The organism is Providencia huaxiensis (assembly GCF_002843235.3).
Classification (GTDB): Bacteria; Pseudomonadota; Gammaproteobacteria; order Enterobacterales; family Enterobacteriaceae; genus Providencia; species Providencia huaxiensis.
Map to the genome: position 1 here is coordinate 293,882 of NZ_CP031123.2, position 17,989 is coordinate 311,870.

At 41.3% G+C, this 17,989-nt stretch carries 9 protein-coding genes; 5 read left to right on the top strand and 4 right to left on the bottom strand.

Annotation, left to right across the window (positions count from 1 at the left end):
- Window position 1: 1 nt before the first annotated feature.
- A complete protein-coding gene (locus CYG50_RS02785) occupies window positions 2-11,413 on the top strand; it encodes a two-partner secretion domain-containing protein (protein ID WP_238706819.1) in 11,412 nt (3,803 codons plus the stop codon).
- A gap of 5 nt (window positions 11,414-11,418) precedes the next feature.
- Window positions 11,419-11,775, top strand: a complete 357-nt coding sequence (locus tag CYG50_RS02790) for a hypothetical protein (protein ID WP_102139479.1) — start codon at window positions 11,419-11,421, stop codon at window positions 11,773-11,775.
- On the opposite strand, the gene CYG50_RS02795 is transcribed toward CYG50_RS02790, so the two are convergent.
- Entirely contained in the window at window positions 11,762-11,983 is a 222-nt protein-coding gene (locus CYG50_RS02795) for a SymE family type I addiction module toxin (protein ID WP_102139478.1), read from the bottom strand. The genes CYG50_RS02790 and CYG50_RS02795 overlap by 14 nt on opposite strands.
- A 30-nt stretch (window positions 11,984-12,013) precedes the next feature.
- Complete coding sequence (locus CYG50_RS23000) at window positions 12,014-12,412, bottom strand: hypothetical protein (protein WP_232368232.1); 399 nt, start codon at window positions 12,410-12,412, stop codon at window positions 12,014-12,016.
- Window positions 12,413-12,764: 352 nt separating this feature from the next.
- On the opposite strand from CYG50_RS23000, the gene CYG50_RS02810 reads away from it, so the two are divergent.
- From CYG50_RS02810 to CYG50_RS02820, 3 genes are all read left to right on the top strand, one after another.
- The gene (locus CYG50_RS02810; RefSeq protein WP_102139477.1) at window positions 12,765-13,151 is read left to right on the top strand and encodes a thioredoxin family protein; all 387 of its coding nucleotides are present in this window, start codon (window positions 12,765-12,767) and stop codon (window positions 13,149-13,151) included.
- Window positions 13,152-13,193: 42 nt separating this feature from the next.
- A complete protein-coding gene (locus CYG50_RS02815) occupies window positions 13,194-13,988 on the top strand; it encodes a sulfite exporter TauE/SafE family protein (RefSeq protein ID WP_102139476.1) in 795 nt (264 codons plus the stop codon).
- A gap of 223 nt (window positions 13,989-14,211) precedes the next feature.
- Window positions 14,212-15,219, top strand: a complete 1,008-nt coding sequence (locus CYG50_RS02820) for a LacI family DNA-binding transcriptional regulator (protein WP_102139475.1) — start codon at window positions 14,212-14,214, stop codon at window positions 15,217-15,219.
- 158 nt (window positions 15,220-15,377) lie between these two features.
- On the opposite strand, the gene CYG50_RS02825 is transcribed toward CYG50_RS02820, so the two are convergent.
- Both CYG50_RS02825 and CYG50_RS02830 read right to left on the bottom strand, forming a co-directional pair.
- Window positions 15,378-16,349, bottom strand: coding sequence for an ABC transporter permease (locus tag CYG50_RS02825; RefSeq protein ID WP_004905244.1), 972 nt, complete (start codon window positions 16,347-16,349; stop codon window positions 15,378-15,380).
- Between the two features lie 10 nt (window positions 16,350-16,359).
- The gene (locus CYG50_RS02830) at window positions 16,360-17,844 is read right to left on the bottom strand and encodes a sugar ABC transporter ATP-binding protein (RefSeq protein ID WP_102139474.1); all 1,485 of its coding nucleotides are present in this window, start codon (window positions 17,842-17,844) and stop codon (window positions 16,360-16,362) included.
- Window positions 17,845-17,989 lie beyond the last annotated feature (145 nt).

Below are 17,989 nucleotides of genomic sequence, written 5' to 3' on the forward strand. Positions count from 1 at the left end.
GATGAACAAGTTATTTTACCGCCTAATTTTTAATGCTGCTCGCCAAATGGTGATGGTGGTTTCAGATATTACGCGCAGCCATCGTGCGGGTCCTGCGGGTTCGAGTGAAAATCACGTAGAGAAAGTAACAAGTAGACGAGTGCGCTGGTCAATTAAACCGATAGTCACTTCTTTGTGGTTTACATTAGGAATGGTGAGCTTTAGCGTTTCGTCATCGACCATCGTTGCAGATGGTAAGGCTCCGGGTAACCAACAACCGACCATTGTTAATACGCAAAATGGTTTACCGCAAGTTAATATTCAAGCGCCTAACCGTGATGGCGTCTCTCGTAACCAATACAGCCAGTTCGATGTTGATCATAAAGGGGTGATCCTCAATAACAGCAGCACCAACACGAACACACAACTTGGTGGGATGATCCAAGGTAATGATTGGCTCGCTAAAGGGGAAGCCAAAATTATCCTCAATGAGGTAAATAGCCGTGACCCGAGTCAACTTAATGGTTTTATTGAAGTGGCAGGGAAAAAAGCGGATGTGATCATCGCCAACCCTGCGGGGATCACCTGTAACGGTTGCGGGTTTATCAATGCCGATAAAGCTTTGCTATCGGCGGGAAAAACTTTAATTGAAAACGGTAAAATCAAAGGATTTGAGGTCGATAAAGGCAGCATCAATATTCTTGGGAAAGGCTATAATGGCAATGGTACCAACTACACCGCGTTGATTGCCCGCTCAGTGAATATCAATGCGAAATTGCATGCCAAAGATTTAGCGATCACGACAGGGAAAAATACCGTGGCAGCGGATGGAACAACCATTCTTAAAACGGATAATTCCTCTGCCGATGATAAGCCTGAATTTGCTTTAGATGTTGCCGCATTAGGGGGGATGTACGCCAATACTATTAAAATGCGTGGGACAGAGCACGGTGTAGGCGTGCGTAATGCCGGGCATATTGGGGCACAAGCCGGGGATATTACCCTGTCAGCGGATGGGAAAGTAGGTAACTCTGGCGTGATCACCGCTAGCCAAAATATTGCCCTGAATAGTCAAGATGCTATCAATAATACCGGTACTATACTGGCGCAAAACGATATCCAGCTCAAAGCGAAACAGGCAATAACTAACACCGATAAAGGCCAAATTGTTGCAGGGCGTGATGCAGCAGTTCATGCAGAGCAAATTAACAGTGATCGTAGTGCTTTATTGGCGGCAGGGGTCGATAGCAAAGGTAAGCTGACTTCTGCGGGGTCATTAACAGTTAAAGGGGATAAATCACTTGCATTACAAGGGGATATTGTCGCCAAAGACACCTTAACCGCGACAGGTAGTTCACTCGATTTGTCTGATTCTAATACCCAAGCCAACAATATTGTGTTGACCTCAACGACAACCGATATTCGAACGAAAAATGCGCACCTAAAAGCCACGAATAAAGCCACATTGACGGCTAAAACGGGCATTGATAATCAGCGCGGCGAGATTGTTGCCAATGAGCTCACGTTAATTGCACCTGAGTTAATTGATAATCAGCAAGGCAAATTGGTTCAAACGGGTAACTCAAAAAATACCTTAAATACCAAGCTATTAAACAATCAGCAAGGGGAAATTAACCTTGCAGGTGATACTTCAATCACGACGCAGCAGTTAAATAACCAGTCTGGGCAGTTACTCAGCCGTGATGGCAAGGTTGATATTCAAAGCAAAAACCTGAGCAACCAACAAGGCACGATACTCGCATCCGGTAAACAAGGCCTGATCATCAAAACAGATACGCTTGATGGGCAGAAAGGGGAAATTCTGACCAGTGGTGCACTGGGGGTAACCGCAAAATCGGCCAATCTTGACCAAAGTACAACACAAGCAGAGCACATCACTTTACAAGCAAATACGTTATCTCATCGTCAAGGAAATATGCTGCAGACGGGTGATAAAACGCTGAAACTCAATGTAGCTAATGGATTAGATAACAACCAAGGGAGTATTGCATCCAAAGGTGATCTGAATTTACAAGCAGGGGCCGTTGACAACACGGACGGTAAAATCCTCACTAGCTCGAACCATCGTTTAGACCTAACATCTACTGGTGAATTGAATAATACTCGTGGGGTTATTCAAACCGATAAGTACCTGATGATCAAAGCCGATAAGCTGATCAACCAGCAAGGTAAAATGAGCAGTTTATCCGGTGCTGCTTTATTAACGGCAAATCGTTTAGCAGGTGAAAAAGGGACTATTTATACGCAAAATGCATTGCGCATAGAAAGTGCCGATATCAATTTAAACCAAGGCTTCACGCAAGCAGGCCAAGTTTCTATTTTAGCCAACAACTTTACCCATCAGGGTGCCACCTTGTTGCAAACTGGGGAAGGTAAAACTGAGCTACATATTCAAAACCAATTTGATAACCAGAAAGGTGAAATTTCCAGTAATGGCCAAATTGATATTGTGGCAAACGGGCTAAACAACCAAGACGGCAAAATTATTGCGGCAAAATTAGGCCATTTGACGTTGGCTATTCAACAGGCGCTGAATAATACACAAGGGACATTATTAGGCAATCAAGGTATTCAGCTAGCAGCGGAACGCTTAATTAACCAATCCGGTAAAATTATTGCCAGCTTTGGTGATAACCAATTGACACTTAAACAGTTGGATGGTGAAAAAGGGGAAATTCTCTCGAAAGGCAAACTGGCTTTAACGGGGGATGAACTTAATCTCAATGACGCGGTGACGCAGGCCGATAACATCCAAATTGAAGGACAAAACCTGTCTCATCAGCGTGGGAAAATGCTGCAAACGGGCAGTGAAAAAGGGCAAATCAAGCTTGCTCAAACCCTTGATAACCAGTCAGGGAATATTAGCAGCCAAGGCACACTAAGTCTTGATGTCAATACGCTTGCTAACCAGCAAGGTGTTGTGGTCGCGGCAAAAGTCGGGTCACTAATCCTAAATGCGAAGCAGAGCGTAGATAACACCCAAGGCACCTTATTTGCAGAACAAGACTTTACCCTTAACACACAGTCGTTCACCAATATTGACGGTAAAGCAATTAGTAAACAAGGGAATATGCTGCTGACCACTGAAGACTTGCAAGGTCAGCGTGGGGAAATCATTGCTCAAGGCGATTTATCACTAAGTGGTAAAGGGATTGACCTGACAGCCGCAAATACGCAAGCGCAGCATATCCAATTGCGAGCGAATAATTTAACCCATCAGCAAGGAACAATGACCCAACTGGGTGAACGTGAAGGTACTATTGAGGTATCCCAACAGATTAACAATAGCGCAGGGGATATCAGTGGTAACGGCTCTTGGCTAATCAAAGCAAATACCCTTGATAATCAACAAGGTAAAATATTCAGCGCAAGAATGGGTAAGCTTGATTTACAAATTCAACAAGTGCTGGATAACACGGGTGGAGCATTGACCGGCCGGCAGGGTGTATTTGTGGAAACCCAATCATTGATTAACCGCACAGGTAAAGTGATTGCGAGCATGGGGAATGTCACCTTGAATAGTCAATCACTAGACGGTGATGAAGGTGAAATACTGGCATCGAACACCTTGAATATTGAAGGTGGAATGCTTTCGCTAAATCAGGCTGTCACCCAAGCAGATCATATCTTAATAACGGCAAATACCCTTGATCACCAAGGCGGGAAATTATTACAAACTGGCGATAAAGCCGGGAAAATCAATTTACAAGGGAAGCTGAATAACCAAGCGGGTGAAATAGGCAGTAATGGCGACTTTTCATTAACCGCCAATAGTCTTGATAATCGTGATGGACAAGTTATCACTGCAAAAAATGGTCGGCTAGGTATTGATTTAACCCGTGAATTATTAAACCAAAGCGGGGCACTCATTGGTGAGAATGGGCTGAATATAACGGCAAGTGATATCGAAAACCAGCAAGGAAAATTGGTTGCTCGCCATGGTGATGCAAAACTGGATGTGGCTAATGGTATCAATAACCAAGCAGGGTTAATTGCCGCAGGGCAACTGTTGCAGATGAGCAATCAAGCACTACAAAACCAGTTGGGTTATTTACAAGCAAATACCATTGATATTAATACCCATAACCAGCGGTTTGATAATACACAAGGTTCGTTATTAGCTCAGCAAACATTAGTATTAAATAGTGGCCAAATTGACAACCAACAAGGGTCAATTCAATCAGGTAATGACATGCTGATTGATACTCACGGTGAGCAGCTCAATAACACCCAAAGCGGTGACAATAAAGGCATTTATGCGCAAGGAGGGTTAACCCTAACAACGGGGGAACTCAATAATGAGCAAGGCCGTATTGTGGCGAAAAACACGCTTAATCTGAACAGCCAAGGTGTTAACAACCAGCAAGGCTTGGTGGGCAGCCAGTCTGAACTCTCAATGACAACGCAACTATTGGATAACCGTGAAGGCGTGATTAAAGGCCGCTCTGTGAGTATTGACACACAGGGGCAGAAACTGACGAATCTTGCTAAAAAAGCCGATCAAGGCATTTTTGCTAGCCAAAATCTGGCGATGACAATTGGTGAGTTAATCAATCGCCAAGGGCAAATACAAGCGAACCAAATCTCCCTCGATAGTCAGAAAAAACGTGTTGATAATACGGAGGGGGAAATTCTTGCCGTCAATAATTTAACGGCAAACACGGGGGCACTGGATAACCAACAAGGTCGACTTCAAGCAGGAAAGCAGCTCACACTCAACACCCATGGTGAGCAGATAAACAATAGCTTTACGCAAAAAAATGGTGGTTTATTAAGTGGGGGCGGTTTATCGATTGACAGTGGCAGACTGCTTAACCAGCAAGGGCAAATTCAAAGCTCAGGGGCGGCATCACTCACCACGACAGGTATTGAGAACCAGAACGGGCAAATTTTCGCTGGGCAGTCGATGGATATCAATACCCAGCAGCAGGCATTGCTAAATCAGCAAGGGACATTAGCGAGTAATGACAAGCTTGAATTGAATACTGGGGATTTAAATAATACCCAAGGTGTGGCTCAAGGAAAACTTGGACTCACAGTGAATGCTGAGCAAATTGATAACCAAAAAGGGTTATTACTGAGCCAATCGGCGTTAAAAGTGACAGGAAAAAACCTCGATAATACTGAAGGGGTTGTTCAATCTCAGGGGAGTACAACGCTGGATATTCATCAACGGATTGATAACCAGCAAGGGCAGGTTTTGTCCGGTCAAAACCTGAACGTAAATACCCAACAACTCAATAATATGAGTGGTGTTATTCAAGGTCTCAATAATGTTGAACTGGTAGTCAAACAGCAAATTGAAAACCAACAAGGCTGGATCAAAGCCAATGAAAACCTTGATATTTCTGCGGAGTCTATTGATAACAAAAATACAGCTCAAGCAGGTAAAGGCCTTGAAGGGGCAAATGTTAACCTCAGAACCACACATTTAGATAACCAAAGCGGGGCGGTTCGTGCAGGGCAAGCGATTGAAGCGAATATCGCACAAAGCCTGAATAACATACAAGGGATGCTATCTGCGGGAACGGATTTGAATGTAACCGATAAAGCGCAAGGTAAAGTCTTAGCGGTATTAAATCAGCAAGGGGTGATAGTCAGTAATGGCTCTGCCACGATCACGGCGAACCAGTTAACAGGTGAAGGTAAACTTATCGCGCAAAAAGCGTTATCGCTCACCTTCAATCAACTATTTGAAAATACGGGACGCATTCAGGCAGGTGAAAACCTAACGGCTAATTTTGCTCAAGGTTTTACCAATAAAGGGTTAATTTCTAGTCTTGGCGAGCTGGTTTTAAACACAACGACCGTTATTAACCAACTTTCAGGTGAGATCAGTGGGCAAAGTACCCGTATAAAAGCCAGTGGTCAGGTACACAATACTGGGCTCATTGATGGCGTATTAACTCATATTGTTGCTAATTCCTTAAGTAACTTAGGAACAGGCCGCATTTATGGTGATTTCCTTGCCATCGCAGTAAATAGCTTAGTCAATGATAAACAAGGAGATAAAGCAGCGGTTATTGCTGGGCGTAAAGAGGCCAATCTTGCGGTTGGTGAACTTTTAAACCGTGATCACGCTTTAATTTACAGTGATGGTGATTTAACTATCGGTAGCCAATTAAACGACCAGCTAAAAGCCACCGGTCATGCTAAAAGCGTGAAAAACCATAGTGCTAACATTGAAGCGGCAGGTAACCTCACACTAAAAACGGATTTACTTGAAAATAAAGATATCCATTTACAACTGACTGATGAAGCCGTGGAAGTGAGCCGTGAACATTTTGATTGGTACGATTTTGGTAATGGGCGACGTTATAAAATTCAGCCGCGTAATGGCAACCAAACGCGTTACGCTATTAATGAAGATGGTACGCTGAACAAGGAAGTGGGTATTCATTATGAAAAATCTAATCGCTGGCGGATGTTTGAGTATGGTAACTGGACTAAGAATTTTTATGAATACGATTACGACCGTATCATTTATGAAACCCAAGTTATCAAACGCGATGCCGCATTGATTACGAGTGGAAAGCACTTGACGATTGATGGTCAGCAGCTGAACAATGAAAATTCACGCGTTGTTGCGGGGCAAAACCTGATCTTAACAGGCTATGATCTCAACAACGAAGAAGCACAGGGTGTTCGCCGTATCTTTGAAGATGGAAATACGATTTATCGCTATAAAGGTGGTAAAAAATGGAAAACGCGTACTAGCACGTCAAAATACCAAGGGGTCAATAGCGAAGAAGATTTAGCCTTACATCTATTAGAGGTTGCCGAGAACGCGGGGGGGATCAATAAAACTCAGCTCGATTCAGTCAAAGTGAACCAACTGGATGGGCAAGCCGAACGTGTTTCTGACGCTAATCAACAAGAAAACCAAGGTGCAGCTGTTACTGAGCAGGCGTTAAAAGATAGCAAAAACACGCCATTAGACCTGAAGCCAGGCCAACAAATGGAAGTGGCGCAGTTACCTTCAATTTCAGACAAAGTGGATGTTAAAGACGACAAATCGGTTGACTCATCATTACACGCTGATGATGCCAACATCGGTAACGGGGCTGACATTCAAGGGCAAACTGATGTAGGCAAAGGGGAAAATATCACTGCGGAGACTGGGCCTCAGGGTAAAGACAACCTCGATACCGTGATAAGAACCGTTGGGCCAAACACTCAATTACCCGACAATAGTCTGTTTAACTTAACACCGGGTAGTGATAGCCAATTTTTGATTGAAACCGACCCGCGTTTCACTAACTACAAGAAATGGTTGTCGAGTATTGATATTGTCACCAATGAGCAGCTCCATAAGCGTTTGGGGGATGGTTACTATGAGCAACGTTTAGTTCGTGATCAACTGATTGAAACCACAGGACAGCGCTTATTAGGCAACTACAATAGTGATGAAGAGCAATATCGCGCGCTGCTAACTAACGGTGTTGCGTTTGGTAAGCAATTTAACCTGACTCCGGGCATTGCATTATCACCAGAGCAAATGGCGAACTTAACCACAGACATCGTGTGGATGGTGAATAAAGAAGTCACACTGCCGGATGGCCGCGTTGAAATGGTTAGTGTTCCGCAAGTGTATGTCCGAGCCCGTCAAGGGGACTTAAACGGTAATGGTGCATTGTTAGCGGGGCGTAATGTTTCCGCCAACATGACCGGTAATATCCTTAATAGCGGTGAAATCAGTAGCCGTGAACTGACCGATTTACGTGCTGAAAATATCGAAAATAGTGGGCGCATTCAAGGTAAAGATGTACAACTTGACACCCTAAAAGATATTAAGAATATCGGTGGGGAAATTCGTGGATTAGACAGCGTTTCGCTTTCAGCTGGCCGCGATATTCTCAGTGAAACTGCGCAGCGTGGAGATGGTCAATCACAATGGCTCGACCGACCAGCCAGTATTTATGTCACAGGTGATAATGGCCAGCTTATCTTAAAAGCGGTACAAGATATCAACTTGATCGCCACAGATGTCGGCAATTTAGGCGTTGATGGCAAAACTTCCATTATTGCGGGACGCGATATTAGTTTAGAAACTCGTGATGTCAGCTCGGCATTTGATTACACGCATAATTCAAGCAATTACTATCGTGGGGCTAATAGCACTGAAGTCGGCACGCAAATCCAAACTAAAGGGGATTTAACCTTATCGGCTGGGCAAGATCTTTCCGCTCGTGCAACGACTGTGACCAGCGGTGGAGAGCTGGCGATCAATGTTGGACGTGACATCAATATTACCTCTGGTATTGAAACCAGTGACTATGCGAAACACACAAAAAGCACGGATAAAGGCTTTTTATCAAGCACGACAAAAGAAACTCATGATGAGGTGAACGAACGTACCGCTATCAGTAGTACGTTTAGCGGCGATAGTGTGAAAGTGACCGCAGGGAACAACGTCAATATCGAAGGGAGTAATTTACTTGGAACCAACGATGTCAATGTTACCGCTGGAAATCAGTTAAATGTGACCACTTTTGATGAAGCGTCCCATGAAACACATATGTCGAAAACAACCAAGTCAGGCCTGATGAGCACCGGCGGCATTGGTTTCACGGTTGGTTCAAATTCACAAAAAGTGACCACCGATACGGATAGTAACCAGAAAAAAGGCAGTGTGATTGGGAGTACGGCAGGCGATGTGACATTGACCGCAGGTGGTACAGCAAGCATTCATGGTAGTGATGTGATTGCGGCGAAAGATATCAATGTGACCGGTAGTGATGTGAATATTACGGCGGCTGAAAATAGCCGTACCGATATCACCACAGTGGAAACCAAATCCAGCGGGTTGACGGTTTCCCTCGGCGGTGCAGCGGGCAGCATGTTAGATGGAATGGCGCAGACCGCGAAATCGGCAAAACAAGAAGATGACGGACAATTAGCGGCCCTTAAAGGGATGAAGGCAGGTCTACAAGGCGTTCAGGCTCAACAAGCGGGTGAGCTAGCAGGTTTGAAAGAAGGCGGCAGTGTGGCAGATGCCTTTGGCGTTAATGTGTCATATGGCAGCAGTTCGTCTAAATCGACCACCAAAACCGAGCAGCATACGGCGTCAGGTAGTAGTTTAAGTGCGGGGGATAACATCACCCTTACTGCGACGGGTAAAAAAGAGGGTAGCCAAGGGGATCTGACAGTACAAGGTAGCCAACTGGATGCGGATAAAAACGTCACGTTAACCGCCAAAAATGATATCAACCTGACCAGTGCCACCAACACGCAAAAAGTGGATGGGAAAAACGAAAGCAAAGGTGGCTCAATCGGTGCGGGTATCAGTACGGGCGGTTGGAATGTCAATGCGAGTGTGAATAAAGGCAGCGGCTTTGAAAAAGGTGACAGCCAGTTCTACACCGATACGGAAGTGAACGCAGGCAAACAACTGACCCTCAACAGCGGCAAAGATACCACGCTGACAGGCGCACACGCGAGTGGGGAAACTGTTAAAGCCAATGTGGGCGGGGATTTAACTTTATCGAGCCAACAAGTTACTGATAAGTATGACTCAAAGCAACAGGGCGGCAGTTTAAGCGGCAGTATTGGAACAGGCTTAAATACCACCGCTTCAGTGAATGTTAATAAAACCGAGATGCACAGCGATTATCAATCGGTAGATAAACAAACGGGTATTAATGCAGGCAAAGGCGGTTTTGATATCACCGTCGGTAATCATACGCAACTCGATGGGGCGGTGATTAGCAGCACTGCGGACGCTGAAAAGAACAAGTTGGATACGGGCACGCTGGGCTTTGGGGATATCAAAAATAAAGCTGAGTACAAGGTGGATAGCCAAAGTGGCGGCTTTAGCACAGGGGGCTCTCCATTTGCAGACCAGCTTGCGGGTAATGCCGCAGGCTCCTTGTTGACCAATGTGAATAACAAAGGCAAAGACAGCAATACGACACACTCAGCGGTGTCAGAAGGCGAGATTACAATTCGAGATAAGGATAATCAGAAACAAGATATCAACGAGTTAAGCCGTGATACAGATAATGCCCATGAGAAGCTGAACACCATTTTTGACAAAGAAAAAGAGCAAAAACGGATAGAAAAAACGCAGTTAGTGGGCGAATTAGGTAAGCAGATTACTGATATTGCGGTGACGAATGAGACGATTAAAGCTACGAAGGATGTAGATAGAGAGCACCCTGAGTTGAGTGGCAAGGAAAGAGAAGATGCTATTCAAGCTCAAGTTAACAAATCTGAATGGGGTGTCGGAGGGGATAATCGCCGTATAGTCGAGTCAGGCACCGCTTTGATTCAAGGGCTTATCAGTGGAGATGTGAATAAAGCGGTAGCGAATGCGAGTGCGCCGTATATTGCGAATGAAATCGCCAAAAATATTCCAGAGAAGAACAAAGAAGGACGCATCATTGCCCACGGTATTGCGAATGTTGCATTAGCGCTGGCAAAAGGTGAAAATGCAGGGGCACAATCGCTCGGAGCAATGACAGCGGAAGCGGTTGGAATGTTATCTGAGAAACTGTATAACAAACCAGCTAGCCAGCTGACGGAAGACGAAAAAGCGACAGTCAGTGCATTTGCGAGTCTGGCAGCGGGTATTGCAGGCGGTTTAGTGGGTGGAGATACCTCGAGTGCAGGGAATGCAGCCCAAGCAGGGAAGACGACGGTTGAGAATAACTATTTATCGGGTGATATGTTCACCTTAGATAGGAAAATCAAAGAGGCTAAAAGAAAAGGCGAAGATATAACGCCAATTTTAGAAGAAGCTCGTGCAAAAGCTGAAAAGGATAGAGAGAAAAATAAAGCGTCATGCATAGATAACCCAGATTTATGTGGTTTCGGGCGCGAGTTAGCCAATGAAGCTTATAATGAAAACATGGCCAATGGGCTTTGGCTAGGTATTGATCCTGATATTGTTAATTTCGTTCAAGAAGAAACAATTAAAGATAATGCAGTGATCAATCAGCATACCAGTGAGTTTGGTAAGGATTTAGCGGCTGTATCCGATATTGGAGCTACATTAGCAGGAGCAGGGGTCGGTAGTGTAATTGGAAGTAATATTGGTAAGGGAAATAATAAAGGTACTATTCCAAAACAATCTAACTCGAATAACTCAGTAAATATAGCAACTAATTTTACTAAAGCACCTCAAGCAATTTGGGGGCGTTCTTCAGATGATATAGCTAAAGATTTCAAAACAGCGGGCTGTGAAGTAAATGTCCGCCAGTCAACAAGAGGTTCTGGTCAGGCTGTTATTATTGAGGTCAAGGGGCATCCTGAAATTAGCCAAATCCAATACCACCCTGGAGGAGGTAGACATGGAGGCAGCTATTATAAAGTATCCACGACAACTCAAGGCACAATGAAAGTTGTAGACCCAAGTACATATAAGCCTACACAAGGTGAGAAAGCCACAATAATTAATAAAACTAAAGAGTAGAGATTATGGAACAATTAGAATGGATTACCCGTGCTTTTATGCAGCCAAGTGATACTCAAATGAGACTATTTCCTGATTTTGTAAATGTGGCAGATCAACTTGCAGTTGAGTGGGAAATAGCACTAGATGATATAAATTATGAATTATTATCTATTGAGCAAAGTTCTGCGATAAAAGAATTAGATGATTACATGTTGTCTATCAGCGGCTCAAATAATATCCATTTTTGGAACAATGAAGCTCTTTCATCTTATATAGAGTGGGAAAATATGAGAGCATTAGCTCGAAATGTTGTAGTTAGTATGGGATGGTCTGAAAGCCCCCCTCCGGAAGATAACGCAATATATATCAATCATGACTAACAAGTGATTTTAATAAGATCCCAGCCCCACACTGGGATCTCCTTAGCCGCCTTACTTCCCCTTCAGCCCACCGGATAATCAACTGTCCGGCTTGGCGAGTGAGGGTAAAGTGACTGCCCACCGTAAACCCCAACTCATTCAGCCACTTACCACTTAAGGTGAGTTGCGGGCTGGGGTTGGGTTTACCTCGGTTCGGGGCGTAACCCACTGTATATTATCTGGTTTTGACCACTTCCAATTAATTACTCTTTGTTGTCCAGCGCTTCGCATCATGCATATGTAAGATGCTGTTGATCACGGTCTCAATCGCTTCTCTCTCTTTCTCATCTAGCTGTGAAATCGCTTCAAACTGTCGCTTATTAATGCAGGCAAAGGCGGTTTTGATATCACCGTCGGTAATCATACGCAACTCGATGGGGCGGTGATTAGCAGCACTGCGGACGCTGAAAAGAACAAGTTGGATACGGGCACGCTGGGCTTTGGGGATATCAAAAATAAAGCTGAGTACAAGGTGGATAGCCAAAGTGGCGGCTTTAGCACAGGGGGCTCTCCATTTGCAGACCAGCTCGCGAGTAATGCCGCAGGCTCCTTGTTGACCAATGTGAATAACAAAGGGAAAACCACGTGCTTTACGCACCGTGATCAGCCATTTGGAAAATGTTATGTTAAGGAGCTAAAGAGTTGAACTTGCCATACTCATGCAGTTGGATTTCGTTGAGATCCGTCAGATGCCTTTCTGCCATAATCTAAATAAAAAAACTAAAGGTTTTAATAAGTGTGAAGAGTATGGCTTAATTATAAAAATATTTATATTTTTCTAAATAATATGATTGCTATAACGTTTAAAATATAGATTAATATAAGTGTTGATGGTGCTTGAAAACTATTCTAACAATTTATTTATCTTAAATAAGAATAATGAAATATTTAATTAATATTGATCAACTAATGGATAAGAAGTGGTATATTATCTAGTATATTGTTTCTGTATGTTAGTTCAGGATAAATTGATAAAAAGGCAGCATATAATGCACAATATCTTATCACTAGATAGTGATAATTTCTCAAATATACTTTACCCTTTAGGGTCGCAAGGCCATCAGACGGTTGTCGTTTATTTTTCGGCATCTTGGTGCTTGCCTTGTAAAAATATGAAACCTATTTTTACTAAACTTTCTGAATATTTTCAAGAAAATAACATCATTTTTGGCATTGTTGATATTGCTCAATCTCCTACTTTGGCACCTCAATATGGTATAAAATCAGTGCCGACAATTGCGGTTTTTCAAGATACTCGGTTAATCGATATTATTGCAGGAGAAATGCCATTTAATAAGGTACTAATGGAATTGGAAAAAACGCTCAGTAAGCGTTAATATTCAGCGAATATATTTAATAATAATGATAAGACATTCATAATGTTAATACTGATATTAGAAGGGTTATTGATAGGCTGTCTACTAGGTTTGACGGGAGCTGGCGGGGGAATTCTTGCTGTTCCTGCTTTAATGGCAAGCCAAGATTGGAGTGTAGCATTAGCTGCACCTGTCGGGCTTTTAGCTATTACAATAGCGGCTTTTATTAGTGTTATTCAAGGGCTTATAAAAAAGAATATTCGCTATAAAGCGGCTATTTGGATAGCACTACTGAGTATTCCTTCTGCCAAGTATGGTATTTATCTTGCCCATATTGTTCCTCCAGTTTGGTTAACGCTTATTTTTAGCCTTGTTATGCTTTATGTCGGGGGGCGTATATTTTTCAATAGGGTTGATGAGCAAAATGATGCACATTGTTTAATTAATACTGAAACTGGGAAATTTATTTGGAACACTAAAACAGCGTTAATCTTTGGGGGGATTGGTGTCATTACAGGGTTACTTACTGGTATGCTAGGTGTCGGTGGTGGTTTTATTATTGTTCCTGCATTGCGAAAGTTCACTAATTTGAATATGAAGAGCATTATTGCAACATCGTTAATGGTTATTTTCTGTATTGGTAGTATTAGTATTTTCATTAATGTCTGGAATGGGTTCCAATATCCTAGAGAAATTAGTGTTGTTTTTATTGTTTCATGTGTCATTGGATTATTAATTGGTCGGTTAATAACACATTATATTTCTAATAAAACCATTCAAATGCTATTTTCAAGTGTTGTCATCTTTGTCGCTTTAGGATTGATCTCATCAGTATTAATTGAGTTAAATGTCATTTGAAATAAATTTCAAATATCAGATTATTAATTAAATTTTTATAATTTATGCTGTATGTCACTATTTTGAATTATCAGTCACTTATTCTTCTTAAAGAAAGTGAAATTGATTTATCTTCAAGCTCAAAAAGGTATAATGAACCATCGCATTTTTCTACCCTGATAATAGTGCAATGGATTACTAATATATTCTTCTGGGTAATCATTAAAGGTTGACTAGTATAATTATGACAAAACAAGATAGCTCAACAACGATAATTGATATAGCTAAACGTGCTAATGTAACGGATATTACTGTCTCTAGGGCATTTAATCATCCTGAGATGGTAAAGAAGGAAACTCGGGATAAAATATTAGCTATAGCACAAGAACTCAATTATGTGCCAAATCTTTTTGCACGTAATCTGAAAAATAAAAATAGCCGCATAATAGGTGTGGTTACTGATAGCACATTTAACCCTTTTTATGTCGTACTGATTCAAACGGTCTCACGTTTAGCGAAAGAAAAAGGCTATCAAGTCATGATTTTCGATTCAGATAGCGATGAAAAAGCAGAAAAAACAGCAATCGAAACCTTAGTTAGCTACAAAGCGAGTGGGATCCTACTATCGCCAGTTCGTGATGATAAAGACTATCAACCAAGTTACTTATCATTAATTGACCAGCATAATGTGCCTTTAGTTTTTGTTGACCGTTCAATTTATGGTTATCAGAATAAGTATTCGGGGTTGTTTTTGAAAAACTTTGAAATTGGCGCTTTAACAGGAAAGTTTCTTAACCAGCAAAATAGTGAAAATACACTTATTGTTTCAGGGCCTGAAGGATCTGAAATTAGTTTGTCTCGTTTAGCGGGTATATATGAAAACTTTCCAAATAGAAAAAATATTAATGTCTTATACAGCAGTTATATGTTTAATAAGAATGATGAAGATTATCTAAGAAAAAAAGTTCAAGAGCTTTATACGCCTAATATGTATATTGTTGGGCTGAATGGAATTATTACGGCAGGGATGTATAAAATTATTTTAGAACTAGGACTTTCTTGCCGTTATTTCTCTGTAGATTTACCACCCTATGCAGATACTTACCATTTATCTATTTCTGGTGTACATCATGATTCGGTATATCTTGGTGAATTAACAACAGAGTTATTATTTTCTGAGATAGAGCGAGATTCACATAAAGATCATAAAACAAAACAAATATTTGTTGATGGAAAACTTGTTGTTTATTAATAATATTTAGAATTAAAGAAGGTTATGATCTTTATATACTCTAAAGAATTCGAGTTGTATGTAAGTGCAGTCAACATCTATACAACTTGAAGTATGAAAAATGTAAATAGGCAGGTAGCGATACCTGCCTATTTTAATGGCGATGAAGGACTATTAATTTAGCGTTTCATTGAGCTAATTAATGTCGCACCCCAAATAATTAGGCCTTTTACAATATATTGAACATAAGGTGAAATACCTAATAAATTTAAACCGTTATTAAGTACACCTAAGATCATTGCGCCAATGAGTGTGCCAATGATCATACCACGGCCTCCTGCTATTGAGGCGCCACCGAGTACGACCGCAGCAATCGCATCTAACTCAAAGCCTACCCCTGCATTGGGTTGCCCACTCATTACTCGAGAGGTAAATATTAACCCAGCGAATGCAGCAGTAAAACCGCTAATGACGTAAACTAACATTTTATAACGTTCAACGCGGATACCACTGAGGCGTGCAGCTTCTTCATTACCACCAATGGCGTAAATATAACGGCCAAAAGAGACATGATTTAGTACAACATAGAAAATAAGATAAAGGCCAAGCATTAATAAAATAGGAACTTGAATTCCCATTAACTCTTCGCGTCCCCAAAAAGCAAACTCTTGAGGTAATCCTGACACTGGGTAGCCACCGGTATAAATTAAGGCTAGCCCTTTAGCAATAATCATGGCGCCTAAGGTGACAATAATTGGTGGCATTTTACCATAAGCGGCTAAAATTCCATTAATGAAGCCAAAAGCAACACCGGATAATAAACCCAGAGCAATTGCGGCGTAAGGGTCCATTCCATAATACTTCATTAAGCCTGCCATCAAGGTTCCAGAAAGCGCCATAACAGCACCAACGGACAAGTCAATTCCACCTGTTAAGATAGCAAATGTCATACCGATAGCGATAATGGCATTAATAGAAACCTGACGAGCAATTGTCGAAAGGTTATTTACAGTTAAAAAATGTTCATTAAAAATGGACATGCAGACAAATAAAAGAATTAAACCAACAAGTGGTAAAAATGCAGGTATTTTTGTTAGCTTAGAAAAACTAAATTTATTTTTAGTTAATGGAATTGCACTTTGATTAGACATAGTCGTTATCCTATATAATATTGCCGGCCGCATGCACCATGATCTGAGTTGAGTTTATTTCGTCTCCAGTTAACTCAGCGGCAATTTCACCATCTCGAAAAACCAAAACTCTATCACTGACACCAATAACTTCTGGTAGCTCCGATGAAATCATAATAATGGAAATTCCTTTTTCAGTTAGAGAGCGCATTAATTGATAAATTTCTGATTTTGCCCCAACATCAATACCTCGAGTGGGTTCGTCGAAAATAAGAATTTTGGCTTGTTTATTTAGCCAGCGAGCAATAACAACTTTTTGCTGGTTTCCACCGCTTAAAGTAGAAACTGCAGTGTGAGGCTCTGGTGTTTTAACTTTTACTTGGGAAATTAAATCAATAGATAAAGTGAGTTCTTTTTTGTTTTGAATTAAAAATAATTTTTGAGCGTGATTGTTTAGCCATATATTTTCTTTAACGGAAAACGGCAATACAAGTCCTTGAGTTTTTCGGCTTTCTGGTAATAAACCGATACCTAATTGCAGTGCAGTCGCAGCTGATTTAACTTTAACTTCTTTGCCTTCTAAAACAACTTTTTTCTTGTAAGCCTTATCAGCACCAATCATGGCAAGAATAGTTTCTGTGCGACCTGAACCGACTAATCCAGCAAGCCCTAAAATTTCACCTTTTTTTAATTGAAGGTGGTTAGTTGGGCTATATGAAAAACGCTGAACTTCCGCATCTAAGATGACTTCTTGCTCGTTGAATTGGCGTTTATGAGGGTAAATATTTTCAACTTCACGGCCAACCATCATTTCGATAATAACGTCTAAATCTGTTTCATCGACCTTACGCGACCCTATATATTGTCCATCGCGTAGTACACTGATGGTGTCACAGATTTCATAAATCTCTTCTAAATGGTGGGAAATAAAAAACATTCCAACCCCTTTAGCTTTTAAATCGCGCATTACATCGAATAAATGGTTTGCTTCATTGGGTGTTAATGTCGCAGTTGGCTCATCTAACACTAAAATCTTAGCATCCAAAGACAGTGCTTTTGCGATTTCAACAAACTGTTGTTCTGCAATACTTAAATGACTAATGGGCTCATCAATATTAATGTTTACACCCAGTTCAGCTAGGATTTCCTGCGATTTTTTTCGCATTAATTTTCTATCTAATAAACCAAACTTATTTTTCAACTCTCTATTTAAAAATATATTTTCAAAAGCATTTAAATAAGGAATAAGAGAAAATTCTTGGAAAATAATACCTACGCCTGCTTTTATTGCATCTCTGTAGTTATGAAAGGTGTGTTCTTTGCCTTCAATCAGAATTTGTCCGCTATCAGGTTTATGTATTCCACATAACACTTTCATTAGCGTTGATTTACCTGCGCCGTTTTCACCTAATAATGCGTGAACCTCCCCTTTTTCTAGGGAGAGATTAATATTATCTAACGCCTTAACCCCAGGGAAAGTTTTACTGACATCTTTTAATGCTAATAATTGCATCATATTGCTTCCCTATATTTCTCAACTGCTTAAAAATGGGTAACAAAGCCATTTGGAATTTTTATTCCAATATGCATTTAATAATTAATATTTATGAAAATGTATTGCACCGAACATCAGAAATACAGGTGCAATACATTGGTTATTG